At 42.8% G+C, this 20,010-nt stretch carries 15 protein-coding genes and 1 pseudogene; 12 read left to right on the forward strand and 4 right to left on the reverse strand.

Translation table 11 applies throughout. The annotated features are described in order from the left end of the window. Positions 1-54 precede the first annotated feature (54 nt). The 3 genes from rlmD to cysM all read right to left on the reverse strand — a co-directional run bounded on the left by rlmD (position 55) and on the right by cysM (position 3,530). Positions 55-1,596, reverse strand: a complete 1,542-nt coding sequence (gene rlmD, locus U1P77_RS00195; RefSeq protein ID WP_321155479.1) for a 23S rRNA (uracil(1939)-C(5))-methyltransferase RlmD — start codon at positions 1,594-1,596, stop codon at positions 55-57. 81 nt (positions 1,597-1,677) lie between these two features. Beyond that, entirely contained in the window at positions 1,678-2,502 is an 825-nt protein-coding gene (locus U1P77_RS00200) for a 3'-5' exonuclease (RefSeq protein ID WP_321155480.1), read from the reverse strand. Between the two features lie 29 nt (positions 2,503-2,531). Continuing rightward, positions 2,532-3,530, reverse strand: a complete 999-nt coding sequence (gene cysM / locus U1P77_RS00205; RefSeq protein ID WP_321155481.1) for a cysteine synthase CysM — start codon at positions 3,528-3,530, stop codon at positions 2,532-2,534. A gap of 495 nt (positions 3,531-4,025) precedes the next feature. Here cysM and U1P77_RS00210 point away from each other — a divergent pair, with 495 nt between their 5' ends. The 5 genes and pseudogenes from U1P77_RS00210 (at position 4,026) to U1P77_RS00230 (ending at position 13,650) form a co-directional block, all read left to right on the forward strand. Then, entirely contained in the window at positions 4,026-7,739 is a 3,714-nt protein-coding gene (locus U1P77_RS00210; protein ID WP_414479023.1) for a hybrid sensor histidine kinase/response regulator, read from the forward strand. A 94-nt stretch (positions 7,740-7,833) separates the two neighbouring features. Next, positions 7,834-8,646, forward strand: coding sequence for a crotonase/enoyl-CoA hydratase family protein (locus U1P77_RS00215; RefSeq protein ID WP_321155482.1), 813 nt, complete (start codon positions 7,834-7,836; stop codon positions 8,644-8,646). A 521-nt stretch (positions 8,647-9,167) separates the two neighbouring features. After that, positions 9,168-10,427, forward strand: a complete 1,260-nt coding sequence (locus U1P77_RS00220) for a multidrug effflux MFS transporter (protein ID WP_321155483.1) — start codon at positions 9,168-9,170, stop codon at positions 10,425-10,427. A gap of 697 nt (positions 10,428-11,124) precedes the next feature. Continuing rightward, positions 11,125-11,838, forward strand: a pseudogene (locus U1P77_RS00225) (transporter substrate-binding domain-containing protein). Between the two features lie 12 nt (positions 11,839-11,850). Continuing rightward, positions 11,851-13,650 carry an Hpt domain-containing protein gene (locus tag U1P77_RS00230; protein WP_321155484.1) on the forward strand — a complete coding sequence of 600 codons (1,800 nt, stop codon included), beginning with the start codon at positions 11,851-11,853 and terminating at the stop codon, positions 13,648-13,650. 12 nt (positions 13,651-13,662) lie between these two features. On the opposite strand, the gene U1P77_RS00235 is transcribed toward U1P77_RS00230, so the two are convergent. Beyond that, positions 13,663-14,970 carry an RNA-guided endonuclease InsQ/TnpB family protein gene (locus U1P77_RS00235; RefSeq protein WP_321155485.1) on the reverse strand — a complete coding sequence of 436 codons (1,308 nt, stop codon included), beginning with the start codon at positions 14,968-14,970 and terminating at the stop codon, positions 13,663-13,665. 74 nt (positions 14,971-15,044) lie between these two features. Here U1P77_RS00235 and tnpA point away from each other — a divergent pair, with 74 nt between their 5' ends. The 7 genes from tnpA to tsf all read left to right on the forward strand — a co-directional run bounded on the left by tnpA (position 15,045) and on the right by tsf (position 19,963). Next, positions 15,045-15,443: an IS200/IS605 family transposase gene (gene tnpA / locus U1P77_RS00240; RefSeq protein ID WP_321155486.1), complete on the forward strand. Its 399-nt coding sequence runs from the start codon at positions 15,045-15,047 to the stop codon at positions 15,441-15,443. Positions 15,444-15,523: 80 nt separating this feature from the next. Continuing rightward, entirely contained in the window at positions 15,524-15,976 is a 453-nt protein-coding gene (locus U1P77_RS00245) for an ATP-binding protein (RefSeq protein ID WP_321155487.1), read from the forward strand. A 20-nt stretch (positions 15,977-15,996) separates the two neighbouring features. Further along, positions 15,997-16,359, forward strand: coding sequence for a response regulator (locus tag U1P77_RS00250; RefSeq protein ID WP_321155488.1), 363 nt, complete (start codon positions 15,997-15,999; stop codon positions 16,357-16,359). Between the two features lie 30 nt (positions 16,360-16,389). Beyond that, complete coding sequence (locus U1P77_RS00255) at positions 16,390-16,839, forward strand: chemotaxis protein CheX (protein ID WP_321155489.1); 450 nt, start codon at positions 16,390-16,392, stop codon at positions 16,837-16,839. Between the two features lie 40 nt (positions 16,840-16,879). Then, complete coding sequence (locus U1P77_RS00260) at positions 16,880-17,329, forward strand: chemotaxis protein CheX (RefSeq protein WP_321155490.1); 450 nt, start codon at positions 16,880-16,882, stop codon at positions 17,327-17,329. A 516-nt stretch (positions 17,330-17,845) separates the two neighbouring features. Further along, entirely contained in the window at positions 17,846-18,766 is a 921-nt protein-coding gene (rpsB, locus tag U1P77_RS00265; protein ID WP_321155491.1) for a 30S ribosomal protein S2, read from the forward strand. A 312-nt stretch (positions 18,767-19,078) separates the two neighbouring features. Then, complete coding sequence (gene tsf, locus U1P77_RS00270) at positions 19,079-19,963, forward strand: translation elongation factor Ts (protein WP_321155492.1); 885 nt, start codon at positions 19,079-19,081, stop codon at positions 19,961-19,963. The last annotated feature ends 47 nt before the right edge of the window (positions 19,964-20,010 follow it).

Consider the following 20,010-nt stretch of genomic DNA (forward strand, 5'->3'; position numbering starts at 1 on the left):
AACATAATGGCCGCTTGACTAATGGACTTTAATCTATTCGTTCAAAAATAGTAATTAAATAGATAGTTTCTCGAAGCGCGCAATCGACTCAACGTGACCTGTATGACAAAACATATCCATGACACCAGCGTGTGTCAGACGGTAGCCTTGTTCAAGTAACGCCTTGGTGTCACGTGCTAAAGTAGCTGGATTGCACGAGACATAAACAATACGCTCAGCTTTAAACTTAGGCAAATATTGCATAATTTCCCAAGCTCCAGAGCGCGGCGGATCGATGAGTAGCGCATCAAATCCTTGGTTGGCCCACGGCTGATCGGTACAGTCTTGAGTCAAGTCTTGGCTATAAAACTCGGTATTATGAATGCCATTGCGACGAGCATTGTCAGCAGCACGTAGAGTCATCGCCTCGCTACCTTCAACCCCAACTACTGTACCGGTCTCACCAACCAAGCGTGCCATCGGTAAACTAAAATTACCCAAACCACTAAATAAATCCAGTACCCGCTCACCCGCTTTTAGGTCCAATAAATCACAAGCTAACTTGGTCATTTCTCGATTGACGGACAAATTTACTTGGGTAAAATCAGTAGGAATAAATTCAAAAGTCAAATCATACTCGGGCAATTGGTAGTACAAGCGACCAAATTGCTGGCTCATATCATCATTATCCGTTAGGGCAATGCGCTTGATGCTATCAACGCCTTTAGATTGCAGGTATAACTGCCAGTTACGTGCAGCAAAAAAGACTTTTAATTTATCCACATCACCGTCTGATAAAGGCGATAGATTACGTACAATCAATGCCACCGGTTGATCGCCATCAGGCAGTTCTGGCAAGTATTCACCCATTGCTAGCTCAAGTTGGGCGATTTGACTACGGGCTTCAAGCGAGCTGATCAGCGCCTTTAAGTTTTCAATCTCAAAACCGATACGCGGGTCTAAGATATGACATTCATTCAGCTCAGCCAAGAAGTTACTTGAACGCTCACGAAAGCCGACTAGCGCGGTTTCTTTTTTAGCGACATAGCGCACACCCATTCTCGCCTTAGTACGATAACCCAGTCGATCACCGACCACTGGCGCCAGCCACGTATCAGGCTGCGTGTCCGCTTGGTGCGTCAACATCTCAGCAAGCACTGACTGCTTAAAATTAATTTGTGCATCGGGCTGCCAATGTTGCAAGTTGCAACCACCGCAAACCCCAAAGTGCGGGCAGGGCGGCACGGCGCGCTCAGGATTAGGATTGGCAGTAACGCTAAGCGCATCGCCTTCTTCAAAGCTAGTGCGGCTGTTGGTCAGCTTGACGTCAACGCTTTCACCTGGCAAGGCAAAGCTGACAAAGATTTTTTTGCCATGTTTGTCCTCTACATGACCGTCTTCCTCGCCCCAGCCATTGCCATACACTGCAACGCCGCGTCCATCATGCGATAAGCCATCAATAGTAAAGGGTAGCGGTTGCGCCTCTTTTAGACGTTTGCGCGTCTTTGATGAGGGTTTGGATTTTTTCTTATTAGGCGGAACGGTAATGGTTTGAGTGTCGCTGGCTTGTTGAGTAGTGTCATGTGCTGTAGAAGTCTTGGAATCGGTGGGTTGCATAAACCTGCCTTAACAATAAATGAGAAATAATAAAAGGGAATAAAGGGCGCTGATAACTATCAGCTCCTATAATGTCAGTACTTATGATGCAGGCGATGACGTCCAATCAGCAATAAATTCTTGATGTCGTAAGCTACCATCCGCTTGAGTAAATTTGGCTATGTAATTGCGGCTTTGCTGCTGCCAATAATCAAAAGATGGCGATGAAAGCTGTCCGGTTAGACGCAGCCAGCGTAGATAAATCAGCCAAGTATTCATCACGTCAGACTCGCAGTATATAGATAGTGTCTGCCATTCTTCATTGGCAACGAGCTCACCGACCATACTACCGTCAACATCAGTTTTACCCGGTAGACCATATAGGCTAGCGACCACATCCATCGCCTCACGCCGGCTGGCACCGTATTGGCTAAATCTGTCCATCAAATCAAGGTGTTTGGTTTGGAAACGGTTAACATAATTGTCAAAACGCATGTTTTTGATACGCGCGCCTTCTTCAAACAGCCACGGCGCTGACAAATCGTACTGCATGGCGCGGTAGATAAGTACAGGGATGTCGAACCCTGAGCCATTCCAACTGATCAGCTGTGGCAAGTTATCAATATCGCCAAATGCTCGAAAAAATTTGGCAAGAATGTCCTTTTCACTAAACTTGTCCGCGGTCAAGGAAAACAAAGACAGTTGACCGTCCTTGATATATAGCGCAGAAATACAGACAATACGCTGCAGTGGCAGCCGCATAAAATCATGTCCCGCTTCTTGGATACGAATCGCTTGTAATGCGCTCATGGCATCAGCATCGTTTAGATCAGCCAATTGCGGATAGATACGGCGTGCGGCATCGGTATCCGCTACTGTCTCAATATCGAAGACCAATATCGGGTTGCAAGGTAAGGCATGTGGCATAAATAATCCTGAGCTATCATTGGTTACGCTTATTTGGCATTGTCACTCATATTGTCACTAATACTGTTATTAAAAATAGTATCATCAATACTGTCATCAACATTATATAAACCAGTCGATAAATAACGATCACCGCGATCACAGACGATAAAGGCAATCACCGCATTAGGGTTGGCTTTGGCAACTTGTACGGCTGCCCATGCAGCAGCTCCTGAGGATACCCCTGCAAAAATACCCTCATTTTTAGCAAGTTTACGCATATAAACTTCAGCAATATACTGATCAATATCCATCATCTCATCGACGGCATCAGCCTCAAAGATACCGGGCATATAAGCGGCAGGCCAGCGGCGGATGCCCGCAATAGAGGCTTCCTCATTAGGCTGGAGGCCAATAATTTTGACCGCTGGATTTTGTTCTTTTAAATATTGCGAGACACCCATAATGGTGCCTGTAGTCCCCATAGAACTGATAAAGTGAGTGATCTTACCGTCAGTTTGCGCCCATAGCTCAGGACCTGTAGTAAGATAATGTGCCTGCTTATTATCAGGGTTATTAAACTGATCTAGTACGATACCTAAACCGTCATCTTGCATCTTTAACGCTAAATCACGTGCCGCTTCCATACCTTCATCGACTTCGATTAAAGTAGCTCCATATGCCGTCATGGCATCTTTACGCTCTTGGGTTGATTTGGTTGGCATTAGTAGTGTTATTGGATAACCGCGCATGGCGGCTACCATCGCAAGAGCAATACCAGTGTTGCCACTGGTTGCTTCAATCAAGGTATCACCAGGCTTGATATCACCGCGTTGTTCCGCTTGATAAATCATATTAAAAGCAGGGCGATCTTTAACGGAACCGGCAGGGTTATTGCCTTCAAGCTTGGCCAGTAACACCGCACCATTGGCAATTTGCTCTTGTTCAGGCAAACGCTGTAGTTGGACCAAAGGCGTCTGACCAACGCAATCAGCAAGATCAGTGACTTGAGTGATAAAGTTAGCGTTCAACGGGGTCGTAGACGACATAAGGCATCCTTATTGATTATTTTAGATAACAATTTAAGTGTTGGTGTAGAAACGTATGACGTAACAGGTTGAGACGATACCACTGGAACGACTTTATTGCGGCAAATAAAAAGTGGCACCATTATATCATTTTGTTTTCAGCTGCGCTTATCGCATCAATATTTATTGGTAAATAGACCCTGTTTAAAAAAGACTAACCAATCAAATTGCTTTCAAAACTAACATTAATATAAACCTCAAAATACTCTATAGCCGCTCGAGTACTAAGCCAATATATGAGCTTCAGTACAGACAACCTTTAATATAAGACCAAAAACTCCATTGCTCGCAAACACGCATGTCGCTTATTTATTTTCACTAGATTGCATTGGTAGCACTTACACTTATAAATGCTGTTAAAATACCTACAATATTTAGACAGTTAGCTATATAGGAACAGCGGTCTACAGCTGCTATATATAAACGGTATGAACGACAGTGGGGTTTAAATCTAGCATGGCATACAAAAAACGCTTCGATACCAGTAGCGCCTATGGCCAGTTGATTATATTGGTGTTTTTGCCGATTTGTGTGTTGGCAGCAGTCGGTGGCATTTTGGTATTCTATGAGACCATGCGAGCCAGTAATTCCGAGCAAGAAGCTTTAGCAGAAGCGTTCTTAATCCGCTATAAACCGATGGTTACTGAGCTTATCCCTGAATTATTGCTGCAACAGAATCAGCAGTCAAAAGCAAACGAGGAAAATGCTCAGAACCTTATCGATAGCATGGCAGCGGCTAGTCAATCGGCGCTTGAGAAGAGTATACCCGCTGAGCATCTACCCTTATCACAGGTGCACTCAGATCACTATATTGGTACACGCGTCGGTAGTTTGAGCAGTGCCGCACTCTCAGAAGAAGTATTAGGAGGCATGTCTACCTCTGCACAATCAAGTACAGTAGTCGTCGATGAGAGTCAAGACATTACAGAGCTTGCGCGGCAAGGAGCCGTGGCAAGCCTAGTGTCGATTCGCGAAAGACTCAGTCGTATGCAGTCCGAGCAGCATGTACAGCGTATTGCTATCATCAATGAGAACAATCAACTACTCGCTACGGTGGGCTATGGGGTTAATGAGCCGTGGCCTCTGATAGATGCGTCGCAGCGCTTCTTATCGCAACAAGCCACACCTATCGGTACGGCTTATGGCAGTGTACTGGGCAATTTTGAAGGTCAAAGGCTATGGCTATTGGTCGATATGGACAACGAGCCGCTCTATATCGCGCGCTATCGCATTGCTATGGCACTGGTCATTACTGGTTTGACCACTATTTTAATCTTATTACTGAGCTTAAACATCTACGCCAAACGCTGGATTGCGCCGATTTATGAGCTGCGTTTGCAGCTACAACGGACCCATGTCGACAATCTCTATAAACCCGTTCCCGTTGAGACTGATGGGGAGCTGAACTTATTGCAGCAAGATTTAGTCAGAACCTTACGCCGTCTACATAGTAGCTTTCAAGAGCTCAAAGACCATGCGGAACAAACTGAAGATGACTTACGTCTTGCGTTTGATGAGATGGAAATGCAAAACATCTCAATTCGAGATGCGCGTGATGCCGCAATCTCAACCAGCCAAGCTAAATCAGCGTTTTTGGCCAATATCAGCCATGAGCTGCGTACCCCGCTGAACAGCATTGATGGTTTTATTAATTTGCTGGCACGCCACGGCGAGCTGAATGCTGAGCAAGATCTATATGTGCAAACCATTCGTAAATCTTCTGCGCACTTACTGGCATTGGTCAATGATGTCTTGGATTTTTCAAAGATTGAAGCCGGTAAGTTGGTGCTTGATCGCCATGAGTTTGATCTGTATGACAGCATCTATGATGTGGTCGATATGTTCTCACCAGTCACTGCAGAAAAAGGCTTGCGGATGGCGGTGCTGTTTTATAACGACGTACCGATGCGAATCGTTGGCGATGCGCTGCGCCTCAAGCAAGTGCTGACCAACATCGTTGGTAATGCAATCAAATTCACTGATAGTGGTGATGTGGTGGTGCGCGTTAGTTTGGATGATCATCGCGACAATTATTTGATGATTAGCGTGCAAGATAGTGGCAAAGGTATCTCGGCCGCCGATCAAAAAATGCTGTTTCAAAGCTTTAGCCAAGGCGATCCGTCTATTACGCGCCAATATGGTGGCACAGGGTTAGGTCTAGTGATATCTAAGCAATTAACACGGCTTATGGGCGGCGATATTGGTTTTTATGACAATGCACAAGAAAATATTGCCAATCAAGGGGCGACGTTTTGGTTTCGGATGCCAGCGCATGTTGATGTGTTAGAGGCTGCCACAGGGCAAACTATTGCGCTGCCCGTCCTTGCTCCACTTACCAGTGCCAGCGATGAGTTTCACGTTTTAGTCTGGATCAATCACACGGCTTCTAGACAGGTGCTTAAGGCCAGCTTGCAAAACCTACCGATTAAGCTGACCCAAGCCAACTCCTTACCTGGTGTGCTGGAATCATTAAAAGAGCAAGGCAATTATTGGGATTGGGTGATTGTCGATAACGATACTCAAGACGATATGATGGCGCTGCTCAAACAAATTCGCCTGCATTATCAAGGCAAGCTTGCCGTATTTGGTTATCAGGTGGCTGCCGATCAAGCGCTATTAAACCGTTATCATGCCAATGTATTATATGAACCTCTAGATAAGCGGCAACTATATGCCATGCTCGATACTCAAAAGCGAAGTGCACCGATACAAACGCAAGCACCACGCTGGACAGGGGTAACTGTGCTGGCAGTTGATGATCACCTGCCCAATCTATTGGTGCTAGATGCTCTGCTCAGTGAGCTTGGCATTCAAGTCATCACTGCCAATAGTGGTTTTGATGCTATAGAGCTCATCAGCAAGCAGCAAACTAAAAATATAAAAGCGGCCAAAGCCAACCAGCAAAGCCTGTCAAACAAAACGCAAATCTCTAAAGCTCAAGCACATGCGCAGGTCAACAAAACCTCAAATAATCCTTTGTCTACTGCGGATGTAAACGCTGAAGATAAGGCTGGTTCTGATAATAAAAACAGTATCGACTTAATCTTTATGGATATTCAGATGCCGCGGATGTCAGGGCGTGAAGCGGCAGAGCAAATTCGCAAAATCGAAATAGATGATACTCGTATTCCTATTATCGCCTTAACTGCCCATGGGTTGTCCGATGAGCGTGATAAGCTGATTGCTAGCGGCATTGATGATTACGTGGGTAAACCTATTAGCCAGCCGCAACTGCTGCAAGTTCTACAAAAGTGGCTTGGACGTACAGCAACGCCTCAAGGTCTAACGGCAACCACCACCAATGCCACGCCACAAACTATTGGTTCACAAAGTCTCTCAACGCCTAATAAAGGCTTAATGACTGTTAATACTGCTGAAACTACTGAAACTATTGACTCATTGGCTGTTGCAAATAATGATGGGATAGATGTTACTTCCCATACTAAGCAAGTAGGCGTTCAAGCAGATAAAAAGATAGCCCGTCCCTTATCGCTAAAAAAAATCCGTGATGACTATTTGCGCGATAGTCAGCCCCGTGATGATTATAGACGTGAGCCGCAGCGTGCTACCCAGCCGCGCTATGAAAATTTGCACTATCAAAGATCGGGGCAAGTACCCTTAAAAGCTCCAGCATACCAAACGCTAGACCGTCATAAAACGGATGTTATAGAAGGGGAAGGCAGTATAGGAGATATAGAGGGCATAGACTCAAAATCGAGCAATCCAAAAGATAGCCCCTCGAAAACAAATACTATCGAGGCGTTAGATATTTTAAACTGGCAAGATGCATTGACCCGCTCAGCGAATAAGCCGGATCTTGCCGCCAAACTCATCATTATGATGCTCGATACTATTGCTGATGAAAAAGAGGTGTTAACTCAAGCATGGCAAGCCCGCGATCGTAGCATGCTCGCGCAAATTTCCCATCGAATTTTAGGGGGCAGTCGCTATACGGGGGTACCGCAACTGCGCCAAGCCAGCCAAAATTTAGAAGACAAATGCTTATTAAATATTCAACATACGACGCCGGCACAGATTGCTATGCTCAAACCTTATTATGAAGCTTTGTTACTGGCACTGACCAATCTTCAAACGCTTGATTTGTCGCCGTATTCGCAGTTGAATTATCATCGTCTGAGTGAAAATGACATGACCTGGAAAATGATTTGATATTGCTTTTATCCTTGTCTTAACTTTATCCTTATCTTAAAAAGTCATTTTATTCTTCAATATTATTTATTTATTGATCTTCCTAAGGACTGTTATGCACGCTATCGCCGCTCACCAGTATCAGACTCTACAAGTCAGTATTAGCCAAGATATCTTAACCGTCACTCTAAATCGTCCGCAGAAAAAAAATGCCATGAGCTTTGAGATGATGCGTGAGCTGATTGCAGTTGCTATGCGTATTAGCAAAGATAAAACCTTACGAGCGGTCATTCTTGATGGCGCTGAAGGTACGTTTTGTGCGGGTATTGATTTGGGTGATTTAAACCAACCCAAAAATCAAGCCTCTGCATTATGGGAGCTGGTTAAGCCAAGTCAAAGTCTATTTCAGCGGGTCTGTCTGGTCTGGCGTGATGTTCCTGTTCCGGTTATTACCGTGTTAGAGGGTCACTGTATCGGCGCGGGATTACAACTGGCTTTGGCCTGTGATATACGTATCAGCAGCCCTGATTGTAAGCTATCCATTATGGAGGCGAAATGGGGCTTGGTGCCGGATATGGGATTGACCCAATCAGGGTTTGGGGTTGTGCGTGCAGACATATTAAAAGAGCTGGCAATGAGCGCTCGTATTATCGATGCAGAAGAGGGTAGGCAATTGGGTCTTATTAGCCATTGTAGCGAGTCGCCATTAGAGCAGGCGCAAACCCTTGCTGCCGAGTTTGCGCAGCGTTCACCCGATGCGGTGCTGGCAAGTAAGCGTATTGTGAATGCCATGTATCAGCAATCAGCTCTGACGTTATATAAAGAAAAAGCTTGGCAACTCAAACTAATGTTAGGGCGCAACCGTAAGCTCGCCGTAAAAAAAGCGAAGGAAGCGGGAACAACCTTTGCTAAACGCCAGTTTCGCTAGTTAAAGGTAGAGGAGCGACTTTCAAAGCTTTGTGAACTTTGAATTTTGGCGGACAAGGGAGTCGAACACTCTTTAAACAGTCTCTTTTATGGCTATTTCATATAATAGCTTTATACAAGAATGACTATATAGCTAAGCCGTTTTAAAACAGATATAGGATAGCTGGAAGAAATTTTCGAAGCCTCTGAAGTGACGCAGTCACACAGCAAGCTAGAAAAATTTTTGCCAGTTGTCCAAATCCATATGTGTATCCGTTTTATTTAGTTCTGACTATAGATAAATAACAACAAGCTGAATAGCAGTTTTGAACATATCACTATGGCCTTATTTGTTTTAATGCTCCTCTCTGAAAATCATCTACTATTGAAATAGCGGTAGGCAGCACGATATAACACTGTCTGCTATGGTATACCTGCGTCTATACACTGCTGCTTTTTTGTTGTTTATAGCAATTATTATTCATAGAAATATCGGCGAAGAAGAACTAATAATTATAATCCTTATATAAACTGGTCTGTGCTATGTCTGCTCCAAAACCCACCCCATCCAATCAATCTATTGCGAATGCACGAGTGCGCTCATCGGAGCTGCCGGTCGCATGGATTATGATGCTCGGACTTATCGTGGCAGTAGGGCCATTATCCATCGATATGTATTTGCCAGCATTGCCGGTTATGGCAGATAGTTTCGGTGTATCGACTGCTTTTATGGCCAACTCCGTACCCGCCTACTTTGTTGGTTTGGTATTTGGGCAGCTGTTTTATGGCCCCTTTAGTGATCGTGTTGGCCGGGTTAAGCCTTTATATTTTGGCATGACTTTATATATCATCGCCTCGATCATTTGTGCTACCACTAATAATGAATATGTGCTGTTTGCAGGGCGTACTTTGCAAGCACTTGGGGCCTGTGTGGGGGCAGTGGTTACCCGTGCAGCGATTCGTGATCGTCTTAGTGCAAAACAGACCGCAAAAGCATTTTCTATTATGATCTTAGTAATGGGTTTAGCGCCAATATTAGCGCCATCGCTCGGTGCGCTATTTTTGCAATTTTTTAACTGGCATTCTATTTTTTGGTTTTTAGCCGCATTTGGTACGCTTAATTTAATTTTAACCAAGTTTTTCTTTTTTGAGACCTTAACAGAAGAAAACCGTAATGTCCGTCCTGCTAAAGAAGTGCTCAGTCAGTATTGGGATTTACTAAAAGATCCGACTTTCAACTATCCTGCGATTGGCGGCGGTTTATTGATGGGGGCCATGTTTGTCTATATCAGTGCTGCTTCTGAATTATTGATGGATACTTATGGCATCTCATCTACTCATTTTGGTTGGATATTTGGCATGAATGCGGCAGGCTTTGTGGCGTTGACTCAGATAAATCAATTGCTGATTAATCGCTTTCGTATCTTAAGTTTGTTGCGATTTGGGGCAGTAATGCAGGTAGTCGCTTCAGCAGGGTTATTTATACTGGGTCTTAGTTTCGGTAGTGATGCCTGGCTGCCACTGGTGTTAGTCTGTATTTTCTTTTGTATTGCTGGTCTTGGATTAACGCAGCCAAATGCTTCAGCTATTGCACTTGCCTTTCAAAAAAGCCGCGCTGGGATGGCAAGTGCATTACAAGGCTCGCTGATGTTCTCAGTAGGTATTTTTGGCGGTTTATTGTTAAATTTATTCCCTGTCAATCCGGTCCTTAAGATTGGTATCACTATGTTTATGCTAATGAGTCTCGGCTGTCTGTTAATCTGGCGCATTGATCGCAACTTAAACCTTGACGATGCTGAATAACTAATCGATAAATAAAATTATTTTCTAACCTATTTCTAGACTGTTTCCACACTATAAGCATTCAGTTTTCACCCTAAAAGCATTCAAACGTTGAACACGTATTGGATGCTTTTTTTATGTCTGATCCATTATCTATCTTTAAATGTAGCAGACGACTATTTTATTATTCGCTATGCAAAACTATTTGTACATACAAGACAAACATAAATATTGCAATCGACAAGCAACTTAATTATTATCCATTGTAACTTTGTGTAAAAAAATGATATTAATCTGTTATTTAACCTTATTAGATTGTTGTTCATTTCATTAAGGGAATACCTTTTAGGTAATAATTTTAATACAAAGTTTTTCTTATAATAAGTTTCAGCTGACCTCAAAACAGGATTTTAATATTCATATATCAATGCATTAAAGATATCAGCGTGCAGAATGCTTTTTATTTCTCACCTATAAGCATGCATTAACTTTAAGAAAAAGATTGTTATTTACTAAAATTTAGAACCAATTTGAGTTGTAAGGATAAATTATGAAGCAGTTATATCGCGTGTTACCGTTTGTGTTGAGTGTTGGTTTATTTGGGTGTAGTAACTCTACTACTCAGGAGAATGCCAATACAAACAATGCAACAGGTACGGAAAGTAAAGATAATTTTGTCAGTGAGCTACCAGATTCAGCACCTATGCTAAAAGTAGCCATGACTGGTAATTTACCGCCGTTCTCGTTTCAAGATGACTATGGCAATATGCAGGGTACCGATGTTGATTCAATACGTGCTATTGGTGAAGAACAAGGATTCAAGGTCGAGTTTTACAAAGAAACCTAGCAAGGTCTGTTCGATAGTGTGGAGTCAGGTAGTCGTGATTTAGCGATATCGGGTATCTCTTATAAAGACGAACGCGACGTAAAATACGGCTTGTCAACCCCTTACTTTTTTAATCCAGCCACTATAATATATTTGAAAGGTGACTTGGACATAAAAAGTTTGGAAGATATAAAAGGGATGAAAGTTGGTACTTTAGAAGGCTCAAAAGAGGAAGACACCTTAAAAGAAATGGGCACATCCGTTGAGCTGTTTTCAAGATCTACTATATTCCTAGTATATGAAGATTTAGTACAAGGTAAGACTGATGTTCTCTTGTATGATTTGCCTGTTTTACAACATACGATAAAATCTCATCCAGAATACGAAGTCGTACTTGTACCTTATGAAGACGCAGATGCTCCATCAGCGCAGCAAATAGTATTGATGGCAAAAGGTAATACTAAGCTAATCAATACTGTGAATGAAGGTATTACTAAGCTTAAGGCAAAAGGAGTTTTCAAGGAAATTGAGGAGCGCTGGTTAGGTGAGAAAGAAGCGGCACCTGCCAATAGCACCTCTGTTACTACCACTCAGCAAGCGAACTAAGGAATTCTGAAGATGGCAACCACACATGATGTCGATAACAAACGCTATCGCAGTCTAATTATTTCAATTGCACTGTTTTTAACTTTGATTGGCGCCTTGCTAGCGTTTACTTTTTATACCTCAAGCTTATTAGAAAGAAATACAGTTTTAATTGACCGAACCAACCAAGTTGCTAATAGCGCACAAGCGGTAATCAAAGACTTGTTTGACTTAGATAACAGTTATGGTGAAGATACTAACTCTCCGCACATACAACGAGTTTTGGAGCGTTTGGAAAAAGACACGGCGCTTATTACCAGCTCTATTGCTGCCATTGGTCAAGGCGGTACGATTACTGACGTTAATGGTAAAAGCTATGAGCTACCAAAAATCAATAACACGTCTCAAACTAAAGTTGCTGCAGCTGATGAGCAATGGCAGCTTTTAGAACCTAAGATTCAAAGCTATCTAGAAAACGCTGACAACGTCATGGTCGACTCCTCGGATAACCTGACCCAAGCGGTTGAACAAGCAAAAACCTCAAGTTTGTTTATTAACGACTCGTTAGATCAGCTCACCGATGAAGTTTTTATAAACGCTGAACGTCAAGCCAATACCATTCGTCTGATTCAGGTGCTTGGTGTTGCTGCCATCTTTGCTTACTTCTTGATTTTCGTATTTTTCTTCGTACGTCGTTTGCGTGATACCGATGCTGAAGCCTTGTCTGCGCGTCGCGAAACCCAAGAAATCATGGAAACGGTTAATACCGGTCTATTCTTGTTAGATAAAGATCTCAACATTGGTCAGCAGCATTCTCGAGCGCTCACCAATATCATTGGTGCCGATACTTTGGCAGGAGAAAACTTTGCCAATATATTACGCGGTCGTATTTCTGATAAAGACCTGAAAACTACGCAGCAATTCATTGAACAGCTATACAATCCGCGCGTTAAAGAAAAACTGGTGGATGCTCTAAACCCACTACATAAGGTAATGCTACACAACACCTCTAGAGAAGACGGCTCAGACAGTCGATTTTTAGATTTTAAATTTTCGCGGGTTTATGAAAATAAAAATATCGCGCGTATTTTGGTCAACGTCAACGATGTTTCAGATGCCATTTATTTAGAACAGCGTCTAGAACAAGAGCGTACGCAAAATGACATGCAGATTGAGATGTTAACGACCATCTTAAATGTTAATCCAAAAATTATTTATGAATTTATTACTAATACCAAATCACATATCGACAAGATGAATAACATCCTGAAGAATCCTGGTAGCTCGCAATATGAGCTTGAGGGTAAACTAAATGCGATTTATCGTGAAATGCACAGTCTAAAAGGCGAAGCTTCTGCGCTAAAACTGCACAGTTTCACTAAAATTGCCTCAGACGCAGAAGATCAGCTTAATGCATTGCAAAACCAAGGCAAGCTATCGGGCAATGACTTCTTATCATTGGCAGTACATTTGGATGACTTGTTAAGTCTGTCTAATACCATTGAGACCTTAGGCGAGCGTATCAATCGAGCCTCACCAGCGAGTGCAACAGCTGTTAAAGCGGCAGCTCCGGTGACTACTGCGGTAGATAGTAATACGCCAAAGGTAGAGGAAAGTGCCAATCAGACAATAGACCGTTCAATGAACACTGTTAGCGCTATGGACATTGAAGGCGGTGAGGATATCGACTTAGATGATCAATCGGACAGCCACCTGTTAGCGTACTACCAAGATTTTGCGCGAGATATCGCGGTAAGACAAGGTAAGCAAGTACAACTAAACAGTGTTGACATACTCCCCCCACTTTCACATGGCTCAAGTGGGGGATTCTAAAAGCCGAAGCTCTTAGGTGACATCCTCACGGTTGTCACAAGTTTTCTGTTTCAACGGGCGACCTTTACTGCATCCTCCCTCCACAGACAAAACGGCATGTCCTGCCGCCAATACATTACGTGCCGCATTAAAATCTGCGTTCGCAACATACATACATTTAACGCACTCAAATTTTGCCTGAGTACGCCTATTTTCTTTCGCCACATGCTTGCATTTAGAGCAGGTTTGGCTGGTGTATCTTGGGTTTACCTTAATGAGTAACCCACCGCGCCATTGCTGCTTATACTCAAGCATTACGGTCATCATATGCCAACCTTGATCCAAAATTGATTTATTCAATCCTGACTTAGCTTTGACATTACGCCCTTTTTGAGCGGTTGTACCGCTTGCGGATTTCGACATATTGGCTACTTTTAAATCTTCAACAACGATCATGGCGTGGCTTTTGCTGAGCGTGGTGGTGACTTTATGCAAGTAGTCATGGCGAATATTGGCAATATGATGATGTAGCTTTTGAATCTTACGATTTTGCTTTTTCCAGTTTTCGCTAAATTTTACTTTCTTACTTAATCGACGCTGTAATTTGGCAAGTTTGATTTGATTGGCTTTAAAGCTGTTTTTGGGCTTGATGTACTGACCGCTTGAGGTGGTGAGTAGTTTTGTGATCCCCATATCCAAACCTAACGCACTTTTAGAAGGATGGATTGGGTTTTCCAGTAACGCTTTCTCAGTGCCAAATGACACGTACCAGTGACCTGATTTCTTGCTAAGGGTGACATTTTTGATTGTGCCGATAATGGCTTGAGATTTTCTAAACTTCACCAAACCAATGCCATTAGGTAGTTTCACCCGATTGCCCTCGACACGGCAGTATTTATCAAACTGAACCAAGCGAATTGAATCGCAGCCATCTGATTTATGCTTGAATCTTGGCATCAGCGCCCGTAACTGGATTTCTGACCCATCAGCCCGTTTAAAAAACTTGGGTTTTCTAGGTTTCTTTTTATTTTCTTTTAATCGTGCATGTACTTTAGGGTCAAAAAATCGTGACCAAGCAGCCGCAAGATCGCGTACCTTTTGTTGCAAAGACACCGCATTAGAATGGGTTTTTAAAAAGCCAAAATCAGGATTGTTCTTTAAATCCATGATTTTATTAACGAGATTAGTGGCGTTGATAAACTCATTTTTGGCAAACATCTCAAGCGATATTGCCAGCATTTGATTCCAAACAAAACGTGCAGAGCCGACCAGATTATTTAAAATAACCTCTTGCTCCGAATTAGGCTCAAGCCTAAATTTATACGCTTTGTTGATTTTCATAAATGCTTTCTTTATTAATGAGTGTGTATTTGATAATATGTAGATAATACTAGCACTTAAGAGTTTTTATTACAATGAGTGAGATATATAAAAATCGCCATGCGGCCTTTAATCTCCATGTTCACTTGGTTTTTATTACCAAGTATCGAAGAAAGGTATTGGGCGGGGTGCATCACAAGTATTTCAGTGAGTGTGTTGCTGAGATATGCAAGAGCTTTGATGCTGAGTTAAAAGAATGTAACGGTGGAGCAGATCACATCCACATGCTTATCCAGTACCCGCCAACGGTGCAATTAAGCAAATTGGTCAATAACTTAAAATCAGTCACCAGTAGACGAATGAGGGGTGATTTCATTGACTTGAGAGCTGCTTATGCCAAACCTGTGCTTTGGTCACGATCATATTTTGCAAGCTCTTGTGGTGGCGCTCCATTAGAAATTATTAAGCAATACATTCAGAACCAGCAAGGCTAACAAGCGATGCGAAATTCACCTCCACCCTGATGTCGGGTGGAGTCCTCTTTCGCTTTTTTGATAGCTTGGCGCAAGTTAAAGTGCCAGAGCGCCTCAAAAAAGCTGTCAAAGAGATCAGTATCCAGCTGTTACGTAACGCTGTGGTACACGGTATCGAAACGCCCAATACCCGCCTGTCAGCCAGTAAGCCCGCTGCCGGTATGATTGATCTAGAAATGCAGAGTAATGGCCAAGGTTTTGTTATTACCCTACAAGATGATGGTCAAGGTATCGACTACGATAGCATTCGTGACAAATTAGTCACTGATGGTCGCTTTAGTGCAGAAGACGCCAGTCAACTCAATCGTAGTGCGCTACTAAAACAGTTGTTCTCATCGGGATTTTCTACCAAAACTTCCGCAGATGAAGATGGGGGCCGCGGTGTCGGTTTGGATATTATTAAAGCCACAATTAAAGAATATGACGGCAAGCTCAATGTCAATAGCGAACTTGGTCGTATGACTCGTTTTGTCATTACCTTGCCTGCTGCTTAATTAAGGACAATAGATAAGCTATGTATAAATTAATGATTGTTGATGATTCCAACATTATTCGCAACCGAATTCAACGGGCGTATGATTCAGGAGAGTTCATGTTGGTTGCCACGGCAACCAGCGGCGTCCAAGCCATTGAAAAGTTCAATATCCATCGCCCTGACGTCATTACGATGGATTTGACCATGCCGCAAATGGATGGTCTTGAATGTATCGAAAAGATCATTGCGATTGATCCTGAAGTACGTATTTTGGTGGTATCGGCATTGTCTGATAAGTCCACCGGAATTGAAGCATTGTCGTTGGGCGCTAGTGGGTTTCTTTGTAAGCCCTTCTCAGAAGAAGAGCTCGTAGAATCTTTATATGAACTCATGCAAGACTAATACTATCCAACGACTTAAGCAGATGTCATTATGAAAGAACAAAAGCTACAGATTTTTTTGAATATTATTACTAACTACTTTAATCAGTTTGGTAATGAAGAGTTGATCGTTGATACTCCTTATCTATTAGAAAATAAACAGCCGAAAGTTCACGATTATACCGGTGTGATTGGTATATCAGGGGTGCAAAAAGGCGTGGTGTATTTTTCAGCGACTCGTGAGCTATTGGCTCGTATTCTAGATAGTATGGGTGAGACGGATAAAAGCGAGGATAATTTTGTAGACCTTGCTGGAGAAGTTGCCAATACTATCGCTGGCAATGCTCGTAAAGAGTTTGGGCCAGAGTTTCATATTTCTGTACCGCTAGTGTTCAAGGGCTCACCGCAAAGTATTATATTACCCAAGGATGAGCGTTCTTTTATCATTCCTGTCATGTGGAAAAGCCAAGTCGGGGAGATTGTGTTTTGTTTGCAGGATTAAAAGCAACAGTCACAAATGATAAGTATGGACAATAATAACTATGGTTAAAGTAGAAAAGTTAGGTGTGTTTTTAAGCTCAATCAGCTCATTTTTTGCGCAGATTGACGGCTCACCAGTGGCTATTGATACGCCCTATTTGAACAACAACAAGAGTGCCGTCGGCTATGATTATAGCGGGATTATTAAGATATCTGGGCCACTTGAAGGCTGCGTTTATGTCAGCGCGCCCAGTAATATGCTGCGTGAAGTCATGAAAGTTATGGGTGAGCCTGATTCATCGATGACAATGATGAAGGACTTACTGGGTGAGATGGCGAATACGATTTCGGGAAATGCTCGTACCGAGTTTGGGTCTGATTTTATTATCTCACCCCCTAAGATCGTTGAAGGGGTGCCCAGCATTTCTTTATTACCAAAAGATCGTCACAGCTATGTCACACCATTTACTTGGCGGGGTTATGAGGCAGTGATAGGCATCTGTATCGCCTAACTGCCTAACTACACTATGATTTCATGTGAGCTCACATGAGTTTGTAGTCAAATGATAAACTGATGACAAGAGCAGTAACAAAAGCAGTAACAAAAAACGGCGTATCAACGCCGTTTTTTTATGCAAGATCAATAAAGAAATTTATTTCTTGTCATCTCCTTTATAGTATTGTTTTAATAGCATTAATTGCCCTGGCATGAACTAATAAATTGCTGGAGCTTAATAACCGTTATATGGTAAAATGCAGCGCAGCTATTTCTATAATCCATTTTATAACTTATGACGTGGTTTATAGTTTGAGTTTAGACATTTAGTTTAAAGTTAAACGATAGCTCATTTTTTAAACCAACCAATGACACACACATCATGGTAAAAAATTGCTGGGTGTTCGGCGACTTGATTAATTTGCAATAGTACGGTGCTGTATTAATAAGCAGTAATCGTCAGCAGATGCGTATCGCGGAATAGGCAGTTTTTGTGATGTGGAGGCATAACCCAACACAAAGGACATTTTACATGGCTAATCAGAACCCAACACAAATCGCAATGCGCGACTTACTACAAGCCGGCGCTCACTTTGGTCACCAAACACGTTTTTGGAATCCAAAAATGGGACCGTACATCTTTGGTGCGCGTAACAAGATTCATATCATCAACCTAGAGCACACCGTAAAAGCTTTCAACGAAGCGCTAAACTACGTAAACAATCTAGCTAGCAAGAAAAATAAAGTCTTGTTCGTTGGTACTAAACGCGCTGCTAGCGGTATCATCCGTGAGCAAGCTGCCCGCGCTGGTATGCCTTACGTTGATCATCGCTGGTTGGGTGGTATGTTGACTAACTGGAAAACTCTACGTCAGTCAATCAATCGTCTAAAAGAGCTTGAAAAACAAGCAGAAGACGGTACGTTTGCTAAGCTTACTAAGCGTGAAGCGTTAGAGCGTACTCGCGATATGGAAAAACTTGAGCGTTCACTAGGCGGTATTAAAGACATGGGCGGCCTACCTGATGCTATCTTTATCGTTGATGTTGATCATGAAGCGATTGCGATTAAAGAAGCTAAAAATCTAGGTATCCCAGTTATCGGTATCGTTGATACCAACTCTAACCCAGATAACGTTGACTACATCATCCCAGCCAACGACGATGCTATTCGTGCCGTGACTTTATATGTAACTGTTATGGCTGACGCGATCATCGCTGGTAAAGAGTATGCACAGACTCAAGCTAGTGGTAAAGAAGCTGCTGAGCAAGAAAAAGCCGCAGCAGAGCAAGCGCCTGTTGCTGAAGAAGCCCCAGCTGAAGACGAAGCCCCAACTAAAGCTGCTGATGCTATCGAACAGCCAGAAGAAGCCCCAACTAAAGCGGCTGATGCTATCGAACAGCCAGAAGAAGCCCCTGCAGTAAAAAAACCAGCAGAAGCACAAACTGACCTATAAGGTTCAGCACACAACGTTATAAATAGAAGGCTGCCTTGATAATTTCCTTATCAGCATCCATATAATGTTAATGACAGCGTAAAAGCTTATAACAGGCATGATGTGGTTTTACTCGTCATGCTTTGTTGTTAGTGGATAAGCTATCAGTGAGCTAGTAGACGAGTATTATCGCCTATAATAGCAAGCATTGAGTTTATAGCTATAGTTACAAAGATCAACGGACGAATGAGCGCTTTTATTAAGGTTAAAGTAAGAAACGTTATCAAACGAAAGTTAATCACTCCTATACATAACAATACTGAGGTAATTCTTATGGCACAAGTACAAGTATCTGCCAAAATGGTAAAAGAGCTGCGTGACCGTACTGGTCTTGGCATGATGGAATGTAAAAAAGCGTTAGAAGAATCAAATGGTGATGTCGAAACCGCCATCGATAATTTACGCAAGTCTGGTCAAGCGAAAGCGGCCAAAAAAGCCGGTAACATCGCAGCTGACGGCGCTATCATCATCGCTCAAGGTGATAACAAAGCCTTCCTAGTAGAAGTTAACTGCCAAACTGACTTCGTAGCAAAAGACGATAGCTTCACAGCGTTTGCAGAAAAAGTGGCCAATATAGCACTAGAAAACAACACTACTGATGTTGCTGCTATCTCTGAATTGCCTTATGGCGATGGTCAAACTGTTGAAGAAGCTCGCGTATCGTTGGTACAAAAAATCGGCGAAAACATCCAAATACGCCGTGTTGAAACCCTCGAAGGTGACAATCTTGCTTCATACCGTCACGGTCTACGTATTGGTGTGGTTGTATCTTTTGAAGGTGGCAACGCTGATACCGGTAAAAACCTTGCCATGCATATCGCGGCATTTAACCCGGTTGCGGTAGATGACGAAGACGTAGCTGCTGATGTATTGGCACGTGAAAAAGACATCATTGAAGCCAAAGCAAAAGAATCTGGCAAGCCTGACAACATCGTTGAAAAAATGATCGAAGGCGGTCTACGTAAATACCTAGACGAAGTCACTTTACTACGTCAACCATACGTCATGGACAATGACAAAAAAGTTGGCGACGTTCTAAAAGCGGAAGGCGTAAAAGTGCTTGGCTTTAAACGTCTAGAAGTCGGCGAAGGCATCGAGAAAAAACAAGAAGACTTCGCTGCTGAAGTTGCTGCTACCCAAGCATCAGCTAACAAATAAGCGATAAGTTGGAATAGTGTACGCTTATATGAGTGCTGATTGGATTT

Source organism: Psychrobacter sp. LV10R520-6 (genome assembly GCF_900182925.1).
Taxonomy (GTDB): Bacteria; Pseudomonadota; Gammaproteobacteria; order Pseudomonadales; family Moraxellaceae; genus Psychrobacter.